19 protein-coding genes and 1 pseudogene are annotated in these 22,820 nt (G+C 57.8%); 8 read left to right on the top strand and 12 right to left on the bottom strand.

Annotation, left to right across the window (positions count from 1 at the left end):
• Nucleotides 1-21: 21 nt before the first annotated feature.
• Nucleotides 22-453 (top strand): annotated as a pseudogene (locus GKA01_RS03070) (transposase); the annotation flags it as partial.
• A gap of 248 nt (nucleotides 454-701) precedes the next feature.
• On the opposite strand, the gene GKA01_RS03065 reads toward GKA01_RS03070, so the two are convergent.
• The 9 genes from GKA01_RS03065 to GKA01_RS03025 all read right to left on the bottom strand — a co-directional run bounded on the left by GKA01_RS03065 (nucleotide 702) and on the right by GKA01_RS03025 (nucleotide 10,925).
• Nucleotides 702-3,254, bottom strand: coding sequence for a TonB-dependent receptor plug domain-containing protein (locus GKA01_RS03065; RefSeq protein ID WP_146859091.1), 2,553 nt, complete (start codon nucleotides 3,252-3,254; stop codon nucleotides 702-704).
• Nucleotides 3,255-3,355: 101 nt separating this feature from the next.
• Nucleotides 3,356-4,678, bottom strand: a complete 1,323-nt coding sequence (locus GKA01_RS03060; RefSeq protein ID WP_146859089.1) for an LLM class flavin-dependent oxidoreductase — start codon at nucleotides 4,676-4,678, stop codon at nucleotides 3,356-3,358.
• 12 nt (nucleotides 4,679-4,690) lie between these two features.
• On the bottom strand, nucleotides 4,691-5,632 hold the full coding sequence (locus GKA01_RS03055; protein WP_146859087.1) for an ABC transporter substrate-binding protein: 942 nt from the start codon (nucleotides 5,630-5,632) through the stop codon (nucleotides 4,691-4,693).
• A gap of 222 nt (nucleotides 5,633-5,854) precedes the next feature.
• Entirely contained in the window at nucleotides 5,855-6,640 is a 786-nt protein-coding gene (locus GKA01_RS03050; protein WP_146859085.1) for an ABC transporter ATP-binding protein, read from the bottom strand.
• Nucleotides 6,634-7,629 (bottom strand): ABC transporter permease, encoded by a 996-nt coding sequence (locus GKA01_RS03045; RefSeq protein WP_146859083.1) that lies wholly within the window; start codon nucleotides 7,627-7,629, stop codon nucleotides 6,634-6,636. The genes GKA01_RS03050 and GKA01_RS03045 overlap by 7 nt, the downstream gene beginning before the upstream one ends.
• Nucleotides 7,629-8,693: an ABC transporter substrate-binding protein gene (locus GKA01_RS03040; protein ID WP_146859080.1), complete on the bottom strand. Its 1,065-nt coding sequence runs from the start codon at nucleotides 8,691-8,693 to the stop codon at nucleotides 7,629-7,631. Before GKA01_RS03040 ends, GKA01_RS03045 begins: the two co-directional genes overlap by 1 nt.
• Nucleotides 8,694-8,715: 22 nt before the next feature.
• The gene (locus GKA01_RS03035) at nucleotides 8,716-9,261 is read right to left on the bottom strand and encodes a flavin reductase (RefSeq protein ID WP_146859078.1); all 546 of its coding nucleotides are present in this window, start codon (nucleotides 9,259-9,261) and stop codon (nucleotides 8,716-8,718) included.
• Complete coding sequence (locus GKA01_RS03030; RefSeq protein ID WP_146859077.1) at nucleotides 9,251-9,943, bottom strand: peroxiredoxin-like family protein; 693 nt, start codon at nucleotides 9,941-9,943, stop codon at nucleotides 9,251-9,253. Before GKA01_RS03030 ends, GKA01_RS03035 begins: the two co-directional genes overlap by 11 nt.
• 97 nt (nucleotides 9,944-10,040) lie before the next feature.
• Nucleotides 10,041-10,925: a LysR substrate-binding domain-containing protein gene (locus GKA01_RS03025; RefSeq protein WP_146859075.1), complete on the bottom strand. Its 885-nt coding sequence runs from the start codon at nucleotides 10,923-10,925 to the stop codon at nucleotides 10,041-10,043.
• Between the two features lie 142 nt (nucleotides 10,926-11,067).
• Here GKA01_RS03025 and GKA01_RS03020 point away from each other — a divergent pair, with 142 nt between their 5' ends.
• Genes GKA01_RS03020 through GKA01_RS03000 form a run of 5 tightly spaced genes read left to right on the top strand, consistent with a single transcriptional unit; the run spans nucleotide 11,068 to nucleotide 16,197 of the window.
• Entirely contained in the window at nucleotides 11,068-12,162 is a 1,095-nt protein-coding gene (locus GKA01_RS03020) for an LLM class flavin-dependent oxidoreductase (RefSeq protein ID WP_146859073.1), read from the top strand.
• A gap of 3 nt (nucleotides 12,163-12,165) precedes the next feature.
• Nucleotides 12,166-13,158, top strand: a complete 993-nt coding sequence (locus GKA01_RS03015; protein ID WP_146859071.1) for an NAD(P)-dependent oxidoreductase — start codon at nucleotides 12,166-12,168, stop codon at nucleotides 13,156-13,158.
• Nucleotides 13,159-13,175: 17 nt separating this feature from the next.
• On the top strand, nucleotides 13,176-13,982 hold the full coding sequence (locus GKA01_RS03010; RefSeq protein WP_146859069.1) for a class II aldolase/adducin family protein: 807 nt from the start codon (nucleotides 13,176-13,178) through the stop codon (nucleotides 13,980-13,982).
• 14 nt (nucleotides 13,983-13,996) lie between these two features.
• A complete protein-coding gene (locus GKA01_RS03005) occupies nucleotides 13,997-14,593 on the top strand; it encodes a cysteine dioxygenase family protein (protein WP_146859067.1) in 597 nt (198 codons plus the stop codon).
• A complete protein-coding gene (locus GKA01_RS03000) occupies nucleotides 14,590-16,197 on the top strand; it encodes a rhodanese-like domain-containing protein (RefSeq protein WP_146859065.1) in 1,608 nt (535 codons plus the stop codon). Before GKA01_RS03005 ends, GKA01_RS03000 begins: the two co-directional genes overlap by 4 nt.
• Before the next feature lie 68 nt (nucleotides 16,198-16,265).
• On the opposite strand, the gene GKA01_RS02995 is transcribed toward GKA01_RS03000, so the two are convergent.
• A complete protein-coding gene (locus GKA01_RS02995) occupies nucleotides 16,266-17,429 on the bottom strand; it encodes an acyl-CoA dehydrogenase family protein (protein ID WP_146859063.1) in 1,164 nt (387 codons plus the stop codon).
• A 45-nt stretch (nucleotides 17,430-17,474) separates the two neighbouring features.
• A complete protein-coding gene (locus tag GKA01_RS02990; protein WP_146859061.1) occupies nucleotides 17,475-18,401 on the bottom strand; it encodes an ABC transporter substrate-binding protein in 927 nt (308 codons plus the stop codon).
• 208 nt (nucleotides 18,402-18,609) lie between these two features.
• Between GKA01_RS02990 and GKA01_RS02985 the strand changes: the two genes are divergently transcribed.
• Together GKA01_RS02985 and GKA01_RS02980 are read left to right on the top strand one after the other, a co-directional pair.
• The gene (locus tag GKA01_RS02985; RefSeq protein WP_146859059.1) at nucleotides 18,610-19,449 is read left to right on the top strand and encodes an ABC transporter permease; all 840 of its coding nucleotides are present in this window, start codon (nucleotides 18,610-18,612) and stop codon (nucleotides 19,447-19,449) included.
• Nucleotides 19,446-20,174, top strand: coding sequence for an ABC transporter ATP-binding protein (locus GKA01_RS02980; protein ID WP_146859057.1), 729 nt, complete (start codon nucleotides 19,446-19,448; stop codon nucleotides 20,172-20,174). The genes GKA01_RS02985 and GKA01_RS02980 overlap by 4 nt, the downstream gene beginning before the upstream one ends.
• A gap of 208 nt (nucleotides 20,175-20,382) precedes the next feature.
• Here the strand turns inward: GKA01_RS02980 and GKA01_RS02975 are convergent, their stop codons facing one another.
• Entirely contained in the window at nucleotides 20,383-22,812 is a 2,430-nt protein-coding gene (locus GKA01_RS02975; protein WP_146859055.1) for an ABC transporter permease, read from the bottom strand.
• Nucleotides 22,813-22,820 lie beyond the last annotated feature (8 nt).

Here is a 22,820-nt window from a genome sequence, read left to right as displayed (position 1 = left end):
GCCTATGAGTCCTGAGCCTAGATGCGCTTTCTGGGATTGGGGCTTTCAGATCGGGTGCCGGATGCCAAAACGATCTGGCTGTTCCGCGAGCGTATGATACAAGCGGGTGCGATCGATGGGCTGCTGGATAAAACCAGCGCGCCTGTAAGGGTATGGGCAGACACGGCCGATCGCTCCAAAGCCAACGAAGCCTTCATGAAAAAGCCGGGCTTTGTCTCGAAGGCTCACAGAAAAAAGGCGTATCTCAGACCTATGCCTTGGCATATCCAGAAATTGAATGTTGGAAAGCCCGTGATCCGGTCACGTGTCGAGCATGTCTTTGCCGGCCAGAAATCACAGACGGGATTGTTCATCCGAACCGTGGACATAACCGGGGCCACTATGAGGATCGGCCTCGCCAATATCGTCTATAATATGCGCCGATTCCTCGAAAAGTTAAGCGCAGGCGCGTAGTCATTAACGGGGGATAATCTCTGATCTGTTCAAAATACAGATCAAAAGCTCCCCCGAAAACCGTCAATTGAATCGCCAAAAAAATAAAATCAGAACCAAGGGACATCAATTAATGTTTTTTCGAACCTTCCAGGTATGGGTGTTGAAATAAAGCATGGAATTGCAAGGTCCATTCGCTGCTATCTTTCCTTTATTCTCGCACTGCCGCTGTGCAAACGTCAGTGTCTTAAGGGTCTCTGTGTTCTAGGTCACCATGAATAGCTGACACGGCCATAGAAATAGCTCCCGTCTAGCCCGTAAGCCGATGCGTAGCTGTAGTTCGGATTGACCTGAAGGAGGGACTGGGCGCCCTGTGCCAGTTTGCTGAGGGTCTGCGGGCGGTGATTGAAAACATTGTTGCCGCCCGCTGAAACCCGGATACGGTTTGGGAAGGTATAGGAAACATCGAAGTCCATCAGCCAGGCGGGGGCAACCGTCTGGTCGTATGCAGCGCCACGATCACTCCAGAGCTGGGTTTTTGAATAACGCGAGATCCTGACGGTTGTACTCCAGTTGTCTATGTTCCACGTGCCACTAAGACGGAGAGTATTTCGGGGATAAATCGCCGTGATATTGCCAATCTGACTGCGATAAAGTGCCGTGACGCCTGAGCCGAGATTCACGTTCAGCGGGTTGACTCTCATGATCTGGTGCTGCTGCTGGTTCATCATGACGGTCCACAGGACGTTTCCTGCCTGTCCGAACCTGCTGAGGTAATGCGCCTGAAGATCGAGCCCCATGGCGCGGGTATGGGCTGCGTTCCGCTCATAAGTGTAGCCATAATAACGGCCGTCATTAGGAACGATGCCGTCCTGATGAAGGATATTCAGCACGGTTGCTCCGGAAACACCTGCACCGGAGACAGAGATGGGAACAATCTGGTTGAAAATGTCGATACGATAGGCGTCGACGGATATATCGAGCCGTTTCAGGGGCGTGAGAACAAAGCCTGCGCTGAAGTTGTGAGAGGTTTCGGGTTTAAGGGGCGTGGCACCAAGGGCGCGGGCGCCAGCGTTCGTGACAGAGGCATAGTTTGTATAGGACTGCACGAGCTGGTTCGTGCTGGGTAGAATGGAATAATACAGGGCGGTGCTCTGGAAATATTCTTGCTGGAGCGTGGGAGCATGGAAGCCATTGCTGGCTGATCCCCGCAGGGCGATCCAGGGTGTGACCTGATAACGCAAGGACGCTTTTCCGCTCAGGGCATTCCCAAAATCGCTGTACTGCTCATCACGGCCCGAGAGGGCAACTGTTATCTTGTCGGTCACTTTCTGCGTCAGATCAAGATAGAACGCGCCATTCATCCGTGCATGGGTACCGGCTTGCGAGGGAGAGGTTGCGCCTAGGCCGGACGCGAAGGGAAGCGCGGGTGTGGCATTGGGGAAGACGTAACTGGCGGGATTAACGTAACCGCCATCGGCCCAGGCTGATCGCTCGCCTGCGTCCACCTCGTATTGCTGGTAGCGATATTCGATACCGGCCGCGACCTGAAGAGGATCCTTGAAAAGGCCTGTCCGGAATGAATGACGGATATCGAAATCCGCTGTCAGCTCGGAGTTTGCCAGAGATTGCAGGTGAAAATTGTGTGGACTGTCTGGGCCGAGAGAATTGTTGATGGTGTTCTGGATGCCGATGCTGCTGTCGTCGCGTCCGTAATTGATGCTGCCATCCCAGTGCCAGCCGAAGAAGTTGTCCCCCTTCAAGCCGCTCGTGAATTGGAAATCATTGTCTTCCGTCGTATCGGTTGGCAGATATCCGTCTGGATAAACGCTCATGATGTTTTGCTGCGAGTTCGACGGTCTGTACCAAGCCGCGACGAAGGACGTGCGGTGTGAATAAGTGGCGTAGGAGTAAAATCGGATCTTTTCGTTCAGCGGAATTTCGAGATTATATGCAACGCTCTGCCGTTCAGATTCCGGGCTGCCTGAAATCTGACGATAACGGTTGCCATTTTCTCTTGGATCTTGCGAACCGTCGGCGAGTAATGGATACAGCAGCACCGGGCTGCCGCCCTGGGTCTTCGGAACATAACCGCCATAATTCGTGGACTGGTTGCCGACAAATTCAGCCGTCAGGTTCAGGAAGCCGTCTCGTCCTATCCGGAAACCCTGATTGTAATTCAGGTTACCACCCTTGCCATAATCTCCGAGTGGACCAACGCTTGAACCATACTGGTTATATCCGACATCGACAGAACCTCCATGGTCTGCGGATTTGAGAATGATGTTGACGACACCAGCGATGGCGTCGGAACCATACTGTGCAGCTGCTCCGTCTTTCAGGATTTCGATGTGATCTACGGCGCTCATCGGAATCATATCGAGATCGACGGGAGACTGGCCCTGCATGGCGCCCCCATAGAAAACAGACGACATGGTATGCCGGCGTTTCCCGTTGACCAGTACAAGCGTTTCATTTGCACCAAGGCCGCGTAGTGACATCGTTTTTGTAGTGAAACCAAGCTGGCCTGGATATCCCGGCGTATTGTTTGCTGAAGGATCAAGCGCAACAATGGCGTTCTTCAGGCTGGTCTGACCAGTTCTCTTCAGGTCAGCCGCTGTGAAAATAGCGATGGGCGACATGCTTTTCGACGCCTTGACGGATGAGCGGGTGCCCGTAACGATAACCGCTTCAGGTGTCTGCGCAATTGTGCCGCGGGTTGTCTGCGCCCAGCCGGTCAGGGGAGGAAGTATACCCGAGACGATGCTTAACGGCACGCCCACACGTCTGTTCCATTGTATGATGGACGAAGAAATTCTCATTGTATGTTTCCGGATTTTATAAAGGTATCATGTGAAGATGTTGGTTTCGTTCCGAAACAACAAATGAGATTTTCAAAGAATACAGTTTGCTGATGCTTGTTTCATGTGGGAGGAATTCTTAGATTTTTCCTGAGAATACGGCTTTCATAGAATTTGCGCGTCAAACCTCTTCGTTGCAATTCAGGAATGACCAGTTCAACGAAATCATTTATGCCGCCAGGTGCGGATGTGAACATGATGTTGAAGCCGTCGCAGGCGCCTGTATGGTACCATTCCTCAATCTCATCAACGATGGAGGCCGGTGTGCCAATCAGGAGACGATGACCGCCGCGCGTGAAATTATGGAGAATGTCTTTGACCGTAGGGCGGGTCTTTCGGATCCAGTCCACGATCAGTGACTGGCGGCTTTTATGGCTGTTTGTTTCCTCGACGGAGCTTAGTTCGATCGGTCTGTCTTCAGGCCACTGTGAAAGATCTGTTCCGAGGCTGGAATAGAGGGAAATGGCCCGCAGAACATCAGCTTTGTCGAGATAGCTCTGATAGCGTTCGAATTTTTCCCGGGCCTCGCTGTCTGTTCTCCCGACGATCGGAGCGAGACCCGGCAGGATACGGATATGCCGATCATCGCGCCCATAGCGGGCCGCTCTTTCAAGAACATCGGAACGGTAGGTGCGGGCAGCGTTAATATCATATTCGGCTGTATAGATGATCTCGCCTATGCGTGCGGCCAGTTCCTTTCCGGCGCCGGAGGCACCCGCCTGCGCAAGAATGGGGGGATGTTGAATGGGAGGCGGCGAATTGAGCGGCCCTGCCACCTGAAAAAAACGCCCTTTATGATTGAGGGGATGAACGCGGGAAGGATCGAGCCACACGCCACTGTTCTTGTTACGTGTGAAAGCCTCTGGCTCGATGCTGTTCCACAATCCTTTGACGACATCGACAAATTCATGAGCACGTTCGTAGCGTAGGGCGTGATCGACATGGGAAACGAGATTGAAGTTCTCGCCGCCTCCGGTGGCGGTGACAACATTCCATCCCGCACGTCCGCCGCTCAGCACATCGAGCGAAGCAACACGCCGTGCGATATTATAGGGTTCATTGAAAGTTGTTGAGGCGGTGCCGATCAGGCCGATGTGAGAAGATGTGACGGCGAGGGCGGCAAGCAGGGTGAAGGTATCCCAGCGTGCAAGGGCAGGCGTACGTGCGATGCGCGAAGGGTCGGGAACGGGCAGGACATTGTCATAGAGGAAAATGGCGTCGAAGCGCCCTTTTTCCAGAGTGAGGACATAGTCACGGTAGCGTTCGAATGTCAGGTCGGCGTCTGTATCATCTTCCGGCGCGCGCCAGGCGTCCCCGTTTGTGGCTGAACCCGTGAAATAGGCTCCAAGGGCAAAGGGAACGCGCGTAATGCGTGAGGCGGTCATGAAAAAAATATCCTAGAATGCGAGGGTTGGATCGGTCACGGCTTTGGCGTCCCATGAGCCCGGAATCATTTTTGTTGCAGTCATGAAGTCGGAAACGCTCTGCTGTTTCCGGACGATGTCTGGAGTGATGGGCACAACGGACGCCATGGAAGTCCGGACAACTTCGCGCGCGACAGGGAGGGAGAGGCCTGTTTCCCTACTCCATGCCATGGCGTAGTCTTCTGCATGGGTCAGCATCCACTGATGGCCGTCACGCAGAAGCCGGTTATAGGCAATGATGGCGTTCCGCTGGCTCTGAAGTGCCTCGTCTGTTGCAATGACGTAGCTCAGACCGCTCATCAGTCGGCCACCGTTCACGATTTCCCGCGCTCCGTCATCTATTTTGGCATCTGCGATATAAGGCCCCCACGTTGCCCAGGCATCGACGCTGCCATTCTGGAGCGCCATTTTTGCCGCTGTGGGAGGAACAAAGACAAAGCGGACGTCGTCATCATGCATTCCGGCATCCCGCAGCGCCGCGAGCGTCAGATAATGTCCGGTCTGGCTTTTCAGTGTGGCGACGGAACGTCCCTTGAGATCCTGTACGCTGCGGATGGGACTATCCTTACGCACCACGATCGCCGTCATCGTGCCATCGGTCTGAATTGCGGCGACGGCCTTGATCGGGCTACCGCCAGCCTGTGCGAAAACGAGTGGCGCATCACCGATCACGCCGACATCCACAGCCCCTGCCGTCAGGGCCTGAATCAGCATGGGAGCACCCGCAAACAGGCTCCATTGAAGCGGGACAGGAGATCGGGTTGTCAGACCTGCTGCGGTGAGGAGGGCCTGTGCCCCGCCTTTCTGGTCGCCGACATGCAGGGGGGTAGCTGCAAGCGCCCGGGAGCGGGACAGCAGATGCGCGCCTGTCGCCGAGGAAAGGCCCGCGAGAAAGACACGACGGCTGAAAGGCATTGGAAATCCTTGTCAAAAACAGAATATCCGATCTCAACAGGGAAAACAGGCAACGCAAAATGAGATAGTTTTATCAATGTATTTGAAATTATTTGATGTTTCGGGACATCCGAATGGGTGTGACTGCATGCTCGTCCGGCAGTAACAGGACACGCCCTTCGCAACGCGCCGGAAGTGGGGTGGTCAGCGGGTCTCTGGGCTGATCCCTCCCGGGGCGTCAGGTCAGGCAGTGGCCAAGGGAGAAATGCCGGTTTCAAGCTGCTCCAGGATATGGGCGCGCAGGCTCTGAAGGCGAGGATCTTCACGATGCCGTGGTTCCGGCCAGTCCACATGGATGTCGGCCAGAATGCGGGCGGGTCTCGGACTGAAGACGATGACGCGCGAGGCCAGAAGCAGGGCTTCTTCCACGTCATGGGTGACCATCAGGGCCGTGAAGCCCTGGCTCTTCCAGAGACGGTACAGTTTCGTTTGCATGGCGAGGCGGGTCAGGCTGTCGAGTTTGCCAAGAGGTTCGTCAAGAAGGAGCATACGGGGGCTGTTGATCAGGGCACGTGCCAGCGCCACACGCTGGGCCATGCCGCCAGACAACTGATGAGGCCATGCTCTGGAGAATTCTTCGAGGCCGACAAGGCGGATGGCTGCGGCGACAGCTTCGGGATTTTTTTCTCCACGAATATCCAGTCCGAGGGATATGTTGCTGTGGACGGTCCGCCAGGGATAGAGCGTCGGGTCCTGAAACATGATGATACGACTGGGATCAGGTCCGGTGATGGACGCACCATCTGCCAGCAATGTGCCTGTGTCGGGCGTCTCCAGACCTGCGACCAGACGCAGGAGAGTGGATTTTCCACAGCCCGAGGGACCGATCAGAGCGATGAACTCGCCAGGTTCCACGTCGAGGCTGACATCATCCAGAACGGAGCGGGCCCCAGATGGCATCTCGTAGCTGTGGCTGAGGTGTGAAAGGGTGAGGCCAAGGGGGGGAACGGGTTGGGATGAGGTTACCATTTGAGGCCGTTCTTCTGCCATTTGAGACAATGATCACGCAGTTTGAAGAGAAGTGTCATGAGAGTGGTGCACATCAGGGACATGACGATCAGCGCAGCATACATGTTGGGATAAGCCGCCCATCCCTGTGCCCATTGCATGTAGAAGCCTAAGCCTGATTTAACGCCCAGCATTTCCGCTACGACCAGCATGGCGAAAGAGGCGCCCAGCCCCATGAAAAGCCCGACGAAGATCTGTGGCGTGGCAGCAGGAAGTGCGACGCGCAGGACAAGGAAACGGTCGCCGGCACCCATCGTTCTGGCGACGTCATAATAGGCGTGATCTACAGCCGAAACGCCAGACCACGTCAGAACCGCCACCGGAAAGCCGGCGGCCAGCGCCATAAGGACTTCACCGGCAAGGCGTGTGGAGGGAAAGATCACGAATGTCAGGGGAAGAAGGGCGACGGGCGGCAGAGGGCCGATCAGTCGCATGATGGGCCGCACCCAGTACCGAATGTGGTGGGATCTGCCCAGGGCAACACCTGTGATAATACCGAGAACAGAGCCGGAAACATATCCGATGACAAGCAGGAGCAGGGAATGGAGGAGACTGTCTCCAAGGCGCTTCCAGTCAGTCAGGAAAACATCCAGTAGATCCTGTGGTGTGCCGAAAAACGGCCGCGGAAGCAGGAGAAACTTGGCCTGCATCACTTCCCATGCGCCTAACCCAAGGCCTAGCACGAGGGCCCACGGGGCTCGCTCCCTCAGACGCCCGATAGCTGTCAGGGCCAGCAGGCAGAGGCCGACGGCAAAAAGCAGGAATGCGAACTGACCGGTATCGGGAAAATCATCTCGGTCAGGCAGTTTCCATGTCACCAGCGCGGCCAGCAGCCAGACGGGGCCAGCCAGCCATTGCCAGAACACTGCTGGCGCAAAGGCCAGATGTCCGGTTGTGGCGCTGCTGGCAGTGGGGCTGGCGGATGCAGGGATCGTCTGGCTGTTGCTCATCAGGTGAAGAGATCCTGCGTGACGCGTTTTGCGTAACGTTCACTGTCGAGGGAGGAGCGGAAAATGCCCACCTGTTTCAGGGCATGGGCATAACGGACGATTTCCTGCCTGAAATCCTGTGTCAGTGTCTGATGGTGATGGCCCTGCATCCTCAGCATTGCCGCGAGGTCCCCGGCGTTTGCCTTGGGGGCGTAGGGCTGGAAAATGGTGGCGGCTTCTTCCGGGTTGCAGGCGACCCATGCGCCTGCCTCCAGAATGGCGCGCGTCACGGCCGCCGCGACCTTGGGCTCATTCCGGATCAGACTGCCGCGCAAACCTATGACGCAGCAGGACAGATGAGCCCATTCGCCTTTCATATTGTTGTCGATATCGATAAGGCCGAACTGGCGTCGCTGTGGGTAGGAAAACGGGTCAGCATCAGAAAAGGCCTGAATATCACCGCGCTGGAGTGCGAGTGGCAGAAGATCGGCCGGGAACTGTCTCCACTGCACATCGGTTTCAGGATCGAGACCGGCTTCCTGGATGCGGATGCTGAAAAAATTACGATCAGGACCGCCGATATCCGTGACGCCGATGGTCTTGCCTTTCAGGTCGGTCAGGGTTTTGATACCCGCGGCGGGGGTCGTCATGAGATACATGCACCCAGCATGTAATCCGGCCACAAGCTTGACGTCGAACCCCTGCTGGAGGGGCTTCAGCCAGCGGAGCGCCATGCCGGGTGCGCCGTCCGCTTTTCCGGTGGACAGGGCTTCAAGAAGCTGGTCCGTGGCTCCGGCAAAATTGATGTAATCGATATTGAGATTATATTTTTTGAAAAATCCCTTGGCTTTTGCGACCGGGACAGCCGCCGTGCAGATCGAGGCTTCGTTCCAGGCGATTGTCAGGTTGCGGGCCGGTCCGGGAAGGGGTTCGACTATCGCCGGACCGGCAGCCTGGCACTGGTCTCCCATGCCCATCTGCTCTCCGGCCTGGGCAGATGCCTTTGAGTAGAGGCCCGATGCAACGATACCGGCCAGACTTCCCGCCAGGACAGTGCGACGGGATGGGGAGTGAATGGAAGGCATCAGAATTGATCCTGCAGGAGCGTCAAGCGCGCTTGACCGGAAGGTGATGAAAGCCACGGGAGAACCAGGCGAGGCCGTGTTCTGCTTCGGGGTTGGTAGTAATGGCTTTGACACCACAGAACAGGACGTCATGGGTTCCTGTGCTGCGGACGGCCTCGATGGTGCAGTCAAGCGTGACGAGAGCATCTGACAGCAGTGGCGAACCTGTTTGCCCGGTAATCCAAGTGGCATTGGAGAACCTGTCTTCTGCGCTGGCTGAACGGCTGGCAAAAGAATAGGCAAGCTGGCTATGGGCGGGGGAGAGAATACTGATTCCCACGACCCCATTCTGTAGGAAAGACTGATGGGACCTGTTGCCGCGGTTGAGGCAGACCAGCACGGTCGGTGGTGTATCGCTGACGCTGCTGATCGCTGAAACGGTAAGGCCTTGCCGGCCGCCGGGGCCGTCGGTCGTGACGAGAACAACCGGCGCCCCCAGAAGGCTCATGGCATCACGGAAATCTTCCTGACTGACGGACTGCGCTTTCTCTGTTCGGAGGGGGGCTTTGGCGGTAGTGTCATGCGGCATCAGGAACGCTCTTTTTTTTTGAGAGGCCAAGGGCTTTCAGGATCGTGTCAGTCTCGGGACGGCTCATCCAGTCGGGCGAAATCTCGACAAAGCTGACGACACGGCCCGGTGTCAGGACAAGGACGGTCGGTTTGGGGAGTTCCCAGTTCTCGGTGCCGTTCAGGGCTTCGCTACGTTCCCCTTTGGCTATGGCGGCCTCACGCGAGATGTCATCGAAAATATAGGTGATGCCCAGAATACGCGCGAGCGTCAGCCCCGCGTCATTCAGGACGGGAAAGGGCAGATCGTGGCGGGCTCTGATGTGGTCCAGTACAGGGAAAGGCTGTGCGGAGACCGCGACCAGAGGAATGCCCGCGGATTTCAGGGTGGGGGCAAGGCTTTCAGCGTAATAGGGAAGAGCGATATTACAGGCTGCACAGTCTGCAAATCTGAAAAACAGGAGCACCGCCGGCCCAGAGGCCGTCAGATCGTCCAGAGATACCTGTGCACCATTCACGTCAGAGAAAAAATGGGGCGGCAGAATATCGCCGGCTTCTACATGAGGCGTCTGGGCGTGATCGCGTACGAGTGCCTGTCTCTGGGCGATATTGCGGGATACGGCTTCGGGGGACCATGTCTGGCGTCGTTCCGCATCGAGGGTGTCATATCGGCTTTGCAGGGAGGGAGAGGAAAGAATGCTCATGCTGGATGTACCCTGATGGTCACTAAACTCACTCAGCATGGGTGATGATGTAGCGTGAGTGCCAGGGAGTTTTCTTTATGGAACAGTTTACCGCCGGTTATTGATCGGCTGCTGCCTGCTCAAGAAGTTGCGCAAGATCAACGGCTGCGTCGGGAAGACCGTTCCTCTGAACGAGGATGGTTTCGATTTCCGGGACTTCTGGAAGAATGCCCGGTGGCAGGATCGAAAGCCCCTCGGCGGCGGCAAAACGCCGGGTGCGGCAACTGGCTCCCAGTCCGCTGCGAACACCTGCCCGCATGGCGGGAAGGTGAGGTGTTTCCAGCACAATCCGGTAATCGCGGCGGGCTTTGGCAAGAGTCCTGAGAGCAGCTTCCCGAAAGCGGCAGGGCGGCTCCAGAAGTACGAGAGGAATCTCCGGCTGATCCAGCGTACTCGGATCTCCGAGCCATGCCATCCGGTCGTGTCCGACGATGCGCCAGGTTGCGTTGGGGCGGTCGCCGTGCTGCCCGAGGCACAGGACGATATCCAGCCGGGAACGGTCGAACATTTCCAGAAGTTCCGCCGACCCGCCAACGCGGACAGTCAGGCGGCAGCGGGGATGTTCAAGCCGGAAACGGGCAAGGACATCCGGCAGGAGGGTATCGGCAAAGTCCTGAACCATCCCGATGGTGATGGGTTCTGGTTCGGAAACGTGGCCCAGCTTGTGCATGATCCGGTCATTGAGCGCGAGGAGCTGACGCGCATACGCCACCAGTTCCTCGCCCGCCGGGGTTAGGACCAATTTTCGTCCGTCACGCCGGAACAGTTTCTGCTGAAGGACGTCTTCCAGTCTTTTCATCTGGAGGCTCAGGGCGGACTGGGTCAGAAAAATGGTTTCTGTCGCCTGGGCCATTGAACCGGCTTCTACGATCGCGACGAAAGAACGCAGGAGCTCGGTTGGGACATTGCGGGCCATGCGTTGCGGGAGAGAGGAATGTGACATGGCAGGCACTCCAAGGTGAAACGAAATAGTTATATTTAACTATATAAAAGTGTATGTTTTGTGATTCTTGTTTGAAATATGACGTATAAATAGTTCTATCCTGAGAGCACAACAGTCAATCGTGTTTTTGGGGTGTACAGCCATGCCAGTGGAATTCATCGGCTTTGTAAGCAGCCGGAACCATTCTGAAATCATTCCGCCTTCAGGTCCTGTCATTGATCTCGATCACATCGAGACAGCCGCTAAAATTCACGAGAATGGCCGCTTCGACCGCGTGTTGATTGCTTTCCATTCCAACACGCCTGAAAGCATTCTGCTGGCGCAGCATGTCGCGGCGAGTACCAGGGATCTGGGGCTGATGGTGGCGCATCGCCCCGGCTTCACCGCTCCCACACTGGCGGCGCGTCAACTTGCAACCCTTGATCAGATTTCTCGCGGACGTGCTGCGGTGCATATCATCACGGGTGGAAGCGATATCGAGCTTCAGGCGGATGGTGATCATACTACCAAGGCCGAGCGCTACGCTCGTACGCGCGAATATCTCGAGATCCTGCGCAAAGAATGGGGTAGTCAGGAGCCGTTTGACTATGCGGGGCGGTTTTATACCGTGAAAGGAGCGAGCTCCCTGGTCAAGCCTTATAGGGGAAAGGCCATTCCGGTCTATTTCGGAGGATCGTCCGAGGAAGCCATTACGGTGGCGGGTGAGCAGGCCGATATTTATGCCCTGTGGGGTGAAACTTACGAACAGGTGCGTGAAACCATCGCCCGCGTCCGGGCCGCAGCGGAAAAAGCCGGGCGTCCATCGCCGCGTTTCTCGCTTTCCCTGCGTCCCATTCTGGCCGAGACGGAAGAGGCGGCCTGGGCGAAGGCGGACGAGATTCTTGAACAGGCCAGGCAGCTTCAGGATAAGACCGGATATAGCCGGTCTTCCATTATCCCTAACGAGGGATCTCGTCGCCTGCTGGCGGCAGCGAAGCAGGGCTCGCGTCTGGATAAACGACTGTGGACAGGGATCGCCGAGCTGACGGGGGCCAAAGGCAATTCAACCTCTCTTGTCGGCACGCCGGATCAGGTGGCTGAAGCGCTACTGGACTATTACCGGATTGGAATTTCGACGTTTCTTGTTCGTGGGTTTGATCCGCTCGTGGATGCTTATGACTACGGACGGGATCTTCTCCCGCGTGTCCGTGCCTTGGTTGCGGAAGAAGATCAGCGCACCGGCCAGCAAGCCGCCTGAACCATGGGCGGGGCGTCTTTTCCACTTACGGTCGTTAACCAGATCGAGCCTGCGATCGGCCCCCTGATCGCGCAGGTGGATAGCCGGATCAGAGTTGTAAATCAGGCCCGGGATGTATCGGAACCCTGGAAAACGGAAGGAGCCGATATTCTTCTGACGGGTCCGTCAACGGCCTGGAAGAACGCGCCTGCAACGCCTCCCGCGACCTGGCGCCCGGCCAGATGGGTGCAGATCGCGTCTGCTGGGACGGACGGTTTCCCGCAGTGGTTTCTGGAGGCGCAGCCCGTCAGCACTGGGCGAGGCAATGCGGCCGTGCCGATTGCGGAATATGTTCTGCTGGCCATGCTGGCTCATGCCAGGCGCTTTGAGATCTTCCGCGTCTCGTCTCCGCAGGAGTGGAGCCAGCAGGGGAGCGCTGTCAAATACGATGCTCCGCTTCCGACGTTGTCCGGACAGACGCTGGGGCTCGCGGGGTACGGCGCCATTGGCCGGGAGGTGGCCCGTTTGGCCCGGAGTTTCGGCATGGAGGTTCGTGTCTGGCGTCGCAGTCCTTGGCTGGACGGGGAAGAGGCGCGGGAGGGCGTTCAGGCCGTTCGTGATCTGGGAACCCTGTTTGGGGAGGCAAATCATCTGGTTCTGGCCCTGCCACTGACTGATGAAACAAACAGGATTGTTGATCGCGACGTCCTGTCCCGGTCCAGGCCGGGGTTGCATCTTGTCAATGTGGCCCGGGGGGCGCTGATTGACGACGACGCGTTGCTGGAAAGTCTGGATCGTGGGCTTCTTGCCGCTGCGACGCTGGATGTCACGTCGCCGGAACCACCGCCTGCCGGCCACCGGTTTTATACGCATCCCGGAATACGACTGACGCCGCATGTCTCCTGGTCTGGCCCGAGTGTGGCAGCCCATCTGCGCGAGCGCATCACCCGAAATATCGAGAATTTCCTTCATGGACGGCCGCTGGAATCCCTTCTGGATCCGCGCCGCGGATACTGACTTCAAGGAAGATCGTCATGAGTGCCACACTACAGAACATTTCCTCCCTACAGGCTCCTCCTGCCCGGACCCGCCGTCTTCAGCCCAGGAAACCTGCCGCGACTTTTGAAGAGGAGCGGCTGCACCGCAAGCAGCGCCTGGCCGCGACATTCCGGCTCTTCGGCCGGTACGGTTTCGACCAGGGGCTTGCTGGTCATGTGACGGCACGGGATCCGGAATTTCCGGACCGCTACTGGATCAACCCGTTGGCAGTACATTTTTCTCAGATCCGCGTGTCGGATCTTCAGCTTGTGGACCATGAAGGCAACATCCTGATTGGTGAGCGCCCTATCAACACGGCCGGTTTCACCATTCATTCCGCCCTGCATCGGGCTCGCCCGGATGTCATTGCGGCGGCTCACACACATTCGACATATGGGAAGGCCTTTTCAGCTCTTGGAACGGAGTTATTGCCCATTAGTCAGGATTCCTGCTCCTTTTATGAGGATCATGCCGTTTTTGATCCTTTCAGTGGGGTTGTGCTGGATGACGGCGAAGGTGACCGCCTTGCCAAAACGCTGGGGAACCGGAAGGCCCTGATTTTGCAGAATCATGGCCTGTTGACGGCCGGGCCGACAGTGGAAGCCGTGGCCTGGTGGTTTCTGGCCATGGACAACGCAGCGCATACACAGCTGCTGGCGCAGGCTGCCGGCCCCTTGAAGCCTATCGCGCCAGATATTGCCCGTCTGACAGCCAGTCAGGTCGGGACGGCACAGGGTGCTTATTATTCGTTCCAGCCTCTCTGGGACTGGATCGTTGCTCTTGAACCCGATTTTCTTGACTGAGGAGCCAGCGATCCATGGCGACCATTGAACCCCTGCGTGAATTTGTAACCCGCTTCACACGCCTGTTCGACGAACATTTTACGCCGGACGAAATCCAGACGGCGGGAGCTGGACTGCTGAAAACGCTTGTGTCGCGTGATGACTGGCTGCCAGAGCCTTATACGCGGCCGCATCCGGAACGTTATAGCCAGTATCTTCTCCATTGTGATCCACTGGAGCGTTTTTCGGTCGTGAGTTTCGTCTGGGGGCCTGGGCAGAAGACGCCGCTGCACGATCATCGTGTCTGGGGGTTGATCGGAATGCTCCGGGGTAAGGAGAGCGAAACGCAGTTCATCCGCCGCGAAGACGGGACGTTCGTGAAGGGGGAAACAGACTTCCTTGAACCCGGCGAGGTCGCATTCCTGGCGCCGGGCGTGAATGACTATCACCTCGTGGCCAATGCTCTTGCGGATCAGACCTCCATCTCCATTCATGTCTATGGGGCCAATATCGGCGGCGTTTCGCGTGCTGTTTATGATGAGGCCAGTGGCGTCGAGAAGACTTTCATTTCAGGATATTCGAGTGACGATGTTCCAAATCTCTGGGACCGCTCCAGGAGCAGAGCCGCATGAACAGCATCACGAGTCTCCAGCCCCTGACAACCTCTGAGGATGTCAGGGCGCAATTGAGGAACGGGGTGGAAATCGCCCTGCTGGATGTGCGGGAAGAAGACCCTTTTGCCTCCGCCCATCCGCTTTTTGCCGTCAATCTTCCTTTGGGACGTATCGAGGAACGGGTTGCAGCACTGGTTCCACGCCTGGATGTTCCTGTTGTCGTGTATGACAATGGGGAAGGGCGGACGGCACAGGCCATCCGCCTGCTTCGGACGCTCGGCTACACGGATGTTTCTGCTCTGGCCGGCGGCCTTGAAGGCTGGCGTCGTTCGGGCGGAGAAATTTTCATCGACGTCAATGTTCCTTCCAAGGCTTTTGGCGAGCTGGTGGAACATGTCCGTCACACACCCTCGCTTCCGGCCCGGGAACTGCATGAAAGGATTGAACGGGGGGACGATCTGGTCATTCTCGATGCGCGTCGTTTCATCGAATACAATGTGATGTCCATTCCGGGCGGCCGTTCGGTTCCGGGCGGGGAACTGGCACTCCGCGTGAGGGATATCGCGCCCTCCCCCGCGACAACGGTCGTGGTGAACTGCGCGGGGCGGACCCGTTCCATCATCGGCACGCAGTCTCTGATCAACGCCGGAATTCCCAATCCTGTCTACGCCCTGCGAAACGGGACCATTGGATGGACACTGGAAGGACTTTCGCTGGAACATGGGGCAGACAGGAAAGGAGCAGATATTTCGGCACCAAACCTCGAAGCTGCCCGAAGCCGCGCAGAGCACCTCGCCGGGAAGGCGGGGGTCCGTTACGTTGACGCCGTTACTCTGGGGCAGTTTTTGTCCCATCGTCGCAGGACGGTCTACCGGCTGGATGTGCGTTCACCCGAAGAGTACGTGGAAGGGCACCTGGCTGGCTTCCGGTCTGCACCTGGAGGCCAGCTTGTACAGGCCACGGATGAATGGATCGGGGTACGCCATGGAACCGTTGTCCTGACTGACGATGATGGGGTCCGCGCCCGTATGACTGCTCACTGGCTCAGACAACTTGGCTGGAATGAGGTGTATGTTCTTACCTCCTGGTCCGGTCTTCCGATCGAGACAGGCCAGGAAGCGCCGCAGCTTGCACGGCCATTGCCTGTGGTAGAAACCATATCTGTTGAAAAACTGGCAGCTCTGACGCCGGACAGGCAGATAGCCATTCTGGATCTGGCGAGCAGCCCGGTTTTCAGAAAAGGCCATATTGTCGGGGCCTGTTTCGTGATCCGATCGGATCTGGCGTCTCAGCCGGCCATCCAGACGGCAAAGGAGATCATTCTGGTGTCTCCTGACGGTATCGCCGCTCATCTCGCCGCGCCGGATCTCGCAGGAACGGGAGCGCGCGTGCGTGTCCTGAAAGGCGGCACAGATGCCTGGAAGGCCGCGGGGTATCCGGTTGAAACAGGTCTTGACGAGGCAACAGCTCTTTCTGTTCCGAATGACGTCTACAAGCGCCCTTATGAAGGAACGGATAACGCGGCGGAGGCCATGCAGGCCTACCTTGACTGGGAGTTCGGACTGATCGCCCAGCTTGAGAAAGACGGGACGCACGGGTTCAGGGTTCTGGAGAAGGTCTGAATCCTTCCCCTGTCGTAAAGATACAGAAACCCGGTCATTTCTTTTGAAATGCCTGGGTTTTCTCCGTTTTAGACCTGCAGGGTTTTCTGTCCCGCCGCAAGAAAAGCGCTGTCTCCCTGTGGAGTATGCACTCTTCCGCACAGAACGTTCCGGTAATGGCGTTCCAGCGGGTTGTCCTGACTGAGACCGGGATTGCCGATGGCTGCGACGGCTTTGCCAACTGCCGTAATGGCGTTTTCTGTAATAACCTGCTTGGCCAGTCCGGCCTTTGTGTCGATTTCTGTTCCCTCCTCCAACAGCCGGACGGTCTGTTCAATCAGGGCGGCATTGGAGAAAAGGAGCGCGTCTATTTCTCCGACCAGGATCTGAAAGCGCGGCAGGGTCGCAAGTGGCGCACCAAGATTCGTAGGGACCCGCTGATGAAGGAATGTCACCAGCCAGTCCCGTGCCGCCTGCGCAATACCATCATAAAGGGCAGCCACCACGATGGCATGCCAGCTTGCAATCGCAATGGGATTGTTTTCAGAATCCGCGGGCGTGGCCAGCAGGCCCAGATAACGTTCTGGAATTTCCACATTCTCGAAAATGATCGTGTGGCTGCCTGTGGCGCGCATGCCGAGCTGATGCCAGCTTTTCTCGATCCGCACCCCCCGCAGATCCAGTGGCACCAGCACCGAACCGACCCGCGGATCTGTCTCGTCTGTCCTGGCCCAGACAAGGCCCCATTGCAGCGCGGTCGAGCCTGTTGAAAAGATCTTGCGTCCGTTCAGGCGCCATGTGTTGCCCTGTTGGGTGACTGTCGTCGCAGGCAGGCCACCGCGTGAGGGGGTTCCCAGTTCCGGTTCCACCCTGAGGGCGTTGATAAGTGCGCCTTCCTGTCGGACGCTCTCGAAGAATTCCTGCTTCACGGCGTCCGACCAGAGTGACGAGTGTGCGAATGATCCGGACTGGAGATACTGCATGGCCAGAATGAGGGCTGTGGATGGGTCTCCCTGTGCCACCTGGCTGATGATCTGGATCATGGTACGAAGGGAGATTTCCTGCCCTCCCGCGGATTTCGGAAGGGCGAGGACAAGAAAACCTGCATCATAAAGATCATGCAGGTTTTCTGTTGAGATGTTGCCGCTGCGATCATATCGCGGGGCACGCTCCGCAAAGAGCTTCACAAGGTTTTCGAGCCCATGCCCCGGGAAAGAAGAATTGGCTGGTTTTGAAAAAGAACTGTCACCCACAGCGGATCTCCGGTCTTTCAATCTGGGAACTGTTGTAGCTGTTGGTCAGGGGATGAAAACCGTCAGGTCAAAAGCATTGTCCAGTTTTCCACTGTCTCTCAGGAAGCCGGCTGACCTGTAGGCATCAAGGGTGGTCTGTTCCTGATGAACGATCTTCGAGGTCAGAGGAGCAGGAGAAGCGATAAGCTGTCTGGCCACGGCGGTTGCCACGGGCAGCGGAAGTCCGGTCTGGCGCGCAAGAAGATCGGCATATGCCGCCTGATGCTGTATTCCCCACGCATAAGCTGCGGCCATGCGTCGATAGAAATCAGCGAGAAGCGCGTGTTTGGTGTTCAGGGCCGTTGTGGTGGCGACAAAGAAACTGTTGTTCGGCATCATATTGCGGCCGTCGGTAATGACGCGGGCATGGTTCTGGATGACGGCTAGAGAAATATAGGGCTCCCACGTCGACCAGGCATCAATCTGTCCTGTATCCAGCGCGGCTTTCGCCTGAGCCGGAGCAAGGTAAACAATACGCGGGGCAGGAGCAGGAATGGCTCCTGTGGCCAAAAGGCGCAGAAGCAGAAGATGCCCGATGGAGCCTTTGCCGGTTCCGATTTTCTTTCCGGACAGGTCTGCCGCGTTATGGATAGGGGAAGATGCGGTAGTGATGACCGCAGTAGACTTGCCGCCGCTCCTTGGGGGCACGAGAAAGGCGGCCTTGATTGGAAGATGGGCGCCCCAGGCAAAAAGGAAGGGTCCGTCCCCGGCAATTCCGGTATCGACCGCATTCGCTGCCAAGGCCTGAAGCAGAGGGGCCGCTGCCTCGAATTCCGTCCAGTGCAAGTGATAAGGTAGGTCATGGTCCTGTCCTGCTGCTGCGAGCAGGGCCCTGCTCTGACCTTTCTGATCCGCGACGGTCAGGTCGTCATCGGCACATGCCAGCCGGGCCTGCATCAGGGATGTGCCCAGAAGCAGGACACTAAAGAGCATCAGGGATCTTGTTGCGGAAATCATGAGAAAAGCAGAGCTGACACCAGAGCCTCCCGGAAGATGACGAGACCAGCCTCATCATGCTGGCCCGCTCCGCCATGAACAATCAAATCACGTCAAACAATGGCATTGATAATACTCACCTGACATTCGGGGCTGGAAGTTGGAAAACTGTCATTTCAAATGCGGCCTGTGGGAGTTAAGCCCGATGTCAGACACCATCATCCTGACAGGAACGAACAAGACGGGTGATACCCGGAGAAAGAATTTCACTCTGGAAAAGCTCGTTTTTGCACGGCGCTATGCTTCTCCGATTTTGCTTGTCAGTCTCTGGCAACTGGCCTGTTCCTCAGGGCTGCTTTCAACGAGACTGTTGGCTTCGCCCGCACAGATTGCCGTGACGGGCTGGACGCTGGTGCGGGATGGCACGCTGCCCTACAATCTGGGCGTCTCTCTTCTGAGGGCGGCAAGTGGGCTGGGGATTGCCATCAGTGTGGGTGTTGTTCTCGCTCTCATCTCTGGCCTGTCCCGGCTGGGGGAAGACATTGTCGATGCGCCGCTACAGATCTTGCGGACACTACCGGCCCTCGCCCTTGTTCCTCTGTTCATCCTGTGGTTCGGCATTGGTGAGGCCCCGAAGATCCTGCTTGTCGCCCTGGGCGCGACATTCCCGATCTATCTAAATCTTCACAAGGGTATCCGGACCATTGATCCCAAGCTGTTGGAAATGACTTCGACGCTGGGTTTTTCGCGCTGGCAGACGATCAGGGATGTATTCCTTCCCGGTGCTCTGCCGGACTTCCTGACGGGGCTGCGCTACGCCGTTGGCGTTTCGTGGCTGATGCTTGTTGTGGCCGAGCAGGTCAATGCGGAAAGCGGAATCGGTCACATGATGATGGATGCGGAGGATTTCCTCCGGACAGATATCATTCTCGTTGGTCTGCTGGTTTATGGAGTGCTTGGACTGCTGTCCGACCAGATCGTCCGCTTTCTTGAATCCACGTTGCTCGCATGGCGCCCGGACAGAAGAAAAGGACAGACGGTATGACGGGGCGCCGCGCCGAAGTGGAAAGTGGTACTGCTGTCATCGTGGAGCAGTTGACGCGGCGCTTCAATGGTGGCCCTCCGGTGCTGGACGCGCTGGATCTGGCCATCGCGCCGGGAGAATTCGTCGCCTTGCTGGGGCATAGCGGGTCAGGAAAATCCACCCTTCTGAGAACGCTGGCAGGTCTTGATCCGGTGACGGAAGGGGCGGTGACTCGGCCCCGGGATGTCTCGGTTGTTTTCCAGGAACATCGCCTCCTGCCTTGGAAGCGTGTGTGGAAGAATGTGGTTTTGGGGCAGGAAGACAAAGGCATCCGGCAACGGGCCGAGGCAGTTCTTGAAGAAGTCGGGCTTTCCCATCGCAAGTCCGCATGGCCGCTGACACTCTCTGGAGGAGAGGCCCAGCGTGCGGCGCTTGCACGGGCACTGGTGCGGGAACCGGCTTTTCTGATGCTGGATGAGCCCTTTGCGGCTCTGGATGCCCTGACGCGCCTGAAAATGCAGCAACTGGTGGCAGATCTCTGGAAAAAACATCGTTGTGCAGTTCTGCTTGTCACCCATGACGTCGATGAGGCGCTGTTGCTGGCAGATCGCGCCGTCGTACTGGAGCGGGGGCAAATTCGTGTTGATGTGCCCATCCCACTGCCGCGCCCGAGGCGGCATTCAGATCCTGAATTTGAAAGGCTGCGGACACTGCTCCTTGATGCCCTGGGGGTTCATACTTCCTGAGAACGTTTTTCTGTAGAGGGTGTCTTTTGCGTGACAACTCCTTCTGACCGCGCTCCCGGGTCTGGATCTGCCGGAAGATCATCAGCTTTATGTTGCTTTGGTCATTGGCCGCATCTATGCCCGTACAGGGTCAGCCATTTCAGTCGCAGCCTGTCGAAACTCTTGATTATGATGCGCCACTGAGCGGAGAGGTCAGTCCCTCCTGCCATTATCCATTCTGATGCAGGGCAATGGCCGGGGGAAGCGTTGCGATCCGTCGGGTTTGGGCGATGACGGTCAGGACGGCGATGGCGAGCGCAACAGTCGTGACTGCGATGAAAGGCATGGGGGTCAGGCTGATGCGGTCGTCGAATGAGGACAGCCAGACCCGCATGAGGCCCCAGGCGACCGGCCACGCGAGCAGGCTGGCCAGGGCGACGGGCCGGAGAAACTGGATCAGAAGAAGCCACAGCACATCGTGCGTCCGGGCGCCCAAGACCTTGCGAATCCCGATTTCCTGCCTGCGGCGTGACACGTTGAAGGCGGAAAGGCCGTAAAGCCCCAGACACGCGATCCCGATGGCGACGGCCGAGCCGATGGCGAACAGGGTGCCATGGCTTTCGTCCTGCCGGTAATCGTCCGCGAAGAGGCTGGACGCGGTCTGCGCGGAGAAGGCCACGTCCGGTGCGATTTCAGCCCATGCTTTTGCGAGGCGATCCATTTCGACCTGCGCGGAGGCCCCGCTGTAGCGGATCAGCCCACCCACATAGGGGAACGACCCTGAGGCGCCCATGAAAAGCAGTGGCTTCATGGGCGCACTGGCGGAATGGATCCGGATATCGCCGATCACGCCGACGACGCGATAGGTCTGCGGTGCCCCTGATTCCTGAATATCCTTTCCGATGGCCTCCTGCGGTGATGCAAAACCGAAGCGCTCGGCGGCAAGGCGTGTCAGGATAACGCTGCTGCCGTTTCCGGCGGTAAACGGGTTGGCGGGATAGTCCTGCCCATGATGGGGATCGAAAAAGCGCCCCGCCAGAAGATGCGCGCCGATCGCATTGAAATACCCCTCGGTCGCGCGTCCCCAGTTCATCGAGTGTTTTTCGGAGTGGCCGACGCGCAGCCAGTCTTCGTTGTTGACGGCGTTATAGGGATAGATGTCCGACCGCGTTGCGATCCGCACACCTGGTACCTGGGCCAGACGCGCCATGATGTCGCGCTGGCGACTGAGGAGGGAGGAATCGTCGAGCGCGGGGATGACGATCAGCCCGTCCTGCGTCAGGCCGCGATCCAGTGTTCGGACATGATGGGCCTGCAACCCCATGACGAGACTGCAGATCGCGAGCGTCATGGCGAAGCTGAACTGAAGCACGACCAGAAGGGAACGTAGTCCGCTCTCGATCCGTCCGCCTGCGGGGGTCTTGCTGGCGGCGAGGACGGCAGCGGGACGAAAGCCGGAAATGACCAGAGCGGGATAGAAGCCCGCCAGTGTTCCGGCACCCAGCACGACCAGCGCATCAACCGACAGAACAAATCCCCAGTCTATCGACAGGCTCCAGCCGCCCCAGAGATTGACCCACCGCAGGGCGAGCTCCGTCAGAGCCGTGCCAAGAGCGGCGGCGATCACGACTATCAGATAGGCTTCACTCATGAACTGCGCGATCAGGCGCTGACGTGTCGCGCCCAGGACCTTGCGCACTGCCACTTCACGCGCGCGCAGGGCGGAGCGTGCCGTCGCCAGATTGACGTAGTTGATGATCGCCGTGGCCAGACCAGCCAGTCCGATCAGACCCAGAATGCGGATGAGAGCCCGGCTGTTGCCGCCTTCCCCGATGGCCGCCGCATGAAAATGAAAATCTTTCAGCGGCAGCAGGTCCAGTCCGCCGGTCCCGAACATTTCCTCAAGCAGAGCTTTCGTCCAGTTTCCGGGATGGGTGTAGGGATAGTGCGCAAGACCGGCGCGGATACGCGGGATGGCGCGCGGGTCATCGATACGGAGCCAGATCGTGCCCCAGAGCGAGCCCCAGTTCGTGAAGGCGTAGCGGGAGAGCCAGTTCGTCGGAATAACCTCGATCAGATCGAATTTCATCGTCTGGTTCGGTGGCTGGGGGGCGAGAATACCGGTTACGATCGCGTCCGTCTGGCCATTATCGATCCGCAGCCGCTTGCCCAGCGCTTGTTCGGTTCCAAAGTATTTTCGCGCCATATCGGCGGAAATCACGACCTTCCCGGGGCCATCCAGCGCGGTGGCGCGGTCTCCGGCGAGCAGGGGCAATGCGAAGACGGAAAAGAATTCCGGGTCCGTCATCGTCACCTGTTCCTGCGCAAGGATCGTCCCGCCCCGCACCACGAGCGTTTCCTGTAAAACCCGTATGGCGCTGCTGATTTCGGGAAAATCCTGCTTCAGGAACGGGAAAGGCACGAAGCTGATGAAATCGCTGTCGGCCGGGGCGTGTCCCGCCGGGCGGAAGGCTTCGTCCACGGCATAGAGATGCGAGACGTTGGGAACGCTGGAATCATAGCTGGTCTCGTATCGCACGATCAGCGCCATCGTCAGGAACACGGCGATGCCGAGCGCAAGACCCGCCAGATTGAGAAGCGTATAGCGTTTCTGGGCGGTAAGGGTGCGCCAGGTGGCCCGGAAGATCTCTGCGAACATCGGATTTT

Source organism: Gluconobacter kanchanaburiensis NBRC 103587, from assembly GCF_007988905.1.
GTDB lineage: Bacteria > Pseudomonadota > Alphaproteobacteria > Acetobacterales > Acetobacteraceae > Gluconobacter > Gluconobacter kanchanaburiensis.
This window is presented reverse-complemented; position numbering and strand designations above follow the sequence as displayed.

What these genes read in the sequence shown, in the direction of transcription:
- GKA01_RS03000 (WP_146859065.1), top strand. Translation starts at nt 14,590, where the DNA reads ATGAACAGCATCACGAGTCTCCAGCCCCTGACAACCTCTGAGGATGTC.
- GKA01_RS02980 (WP_146859057.1), top strand. Translation starts at nt 19,446, where the DNA reads ATGACGGGGCGCCGCGCCGAAGTGGAAAGTGGTACTGCTGTCATCGTG.
- GKA01_RS02985 (WP_146859059.1), top strand. Translation starts at nt 18,610, where the DNA reads ATGTCAGACACCATCATCCTGACAGGAACGAACAAGACGGGTGATACC.
- GKA01_RS03040 (WP_146859080.1), bottom strand. Translation starts at nt 8,693, where the DNA reads ATGCCTTCCATTCACTCCCCATCCCGTCGCACTGTCCTGGCGGGAAGT.
- GKA01_RS03005 (WP_146859067.1), top strand. Translation starts at nt 13,997, where the DNA reads ATGGCGACCATTGAACCCCTGCGTGAATTTGTAACCCGCTTCACACGC.
- GKA01_RS03035 (WP_146859078.1), bottom strand. Translation starts at nt 9,261, where the DNA reads ATGCCGCATGACACTACCGCCAAAGCCCCCCTCCGAACAGAGAAAGCG.
- GKA01_RS03050 (WP_146859085.1), bottom strand. Translation starts at nt 6,640, where the DNA reads ATGGTAACCTCATCCCAACCCGTTCCCCCCCTTGGCCTCACCCTTTCA.
- GKA01_RS03015 (WP_146859071.1), top strand. Translation starts at nt 12,166, where the DNA reads ATGGGCGGGGCGTCTTTTCCACTTACGGTCGTTAACCAGATCGAGCCT.
- GKA01_RS03060 (WP_146859089.1), bottom strand. Translation starts at nt 4,678, where the DNA reads ATGACCGCCTCACGCATTACGCGCGTTCCCTTTGCCCTTGGAGCCTAT.
- GKA01_RS03025 (WP_146859075.1), bottom strand. Translation starts at nt 10,925, where the DNA reads ATGTCACATTCCTCTCTCCCGCAACGCATGGCCCGCAATGTCCCAACC.
- GKA01_RS02975 (WP_146859055.1), bottom strand. Translation starts at nt 22,812, where the DNA reads ATGTTCGCAGAGATCTTCCGGGCCACCTGGCGCACCCTTACCGCCCAG.
- GKA01_RS03045 (WP_146859083.1), bottom strand. Translation starts at nt 7,629, where the DNA reads ATGAGCAACAGCCAGACGATCCCTGCATCCGCCAGCCCCACTGCCAGC.
- GKA01_RS03055 (WP_146859087.1), bottom strand. Translation starts at nt 5,632, where the DNA reads ATGCCTTTCAGCCGTCGTGTCTTTCTCGCGGGCCTTTCCTCGGCGACA.
- GKA01_RS03010 (WP_146859069.1), top strand. Translation starts at nt 13,176, where the DNA reads ATGAGTGCCACACTACAGAACATTTCCTCCCTACAGGCTCCTCCTGCC.
- GKA01_RS03030 (WP_146859077.1), bottom strand. Translation starts at nt 9,943, where the DNA reads ATGAGCATTCTTTCCTCTCCCTCCCTGCAAAGCCGATATGACACCCTC.
- GKA01_RS03020 (WP_146859073.1), top strand. Translation starts at nt 11,068, where the DNA reads ATGCCAGTGGAATTCATCGGCTTTGTAAGCAGCCGGAACCATTCTGAA.
- GKA01_RS02990 (WP_146859061.1), bottom strand. Translation starts at nt 18,401, where the DNA reads ATGCTCTTTAGTGTCCTGCTTCTGGGCACATCCCTGATGCAGGCCCGG.
- GKA01_RS03065 (WP_146859091.1), bottom strand. Translation starts at nt 3,254, where the DNA reads ATGAGAATTTCTTCGTCCATCATACAATGGAACAGACGTGTGGGCGTG.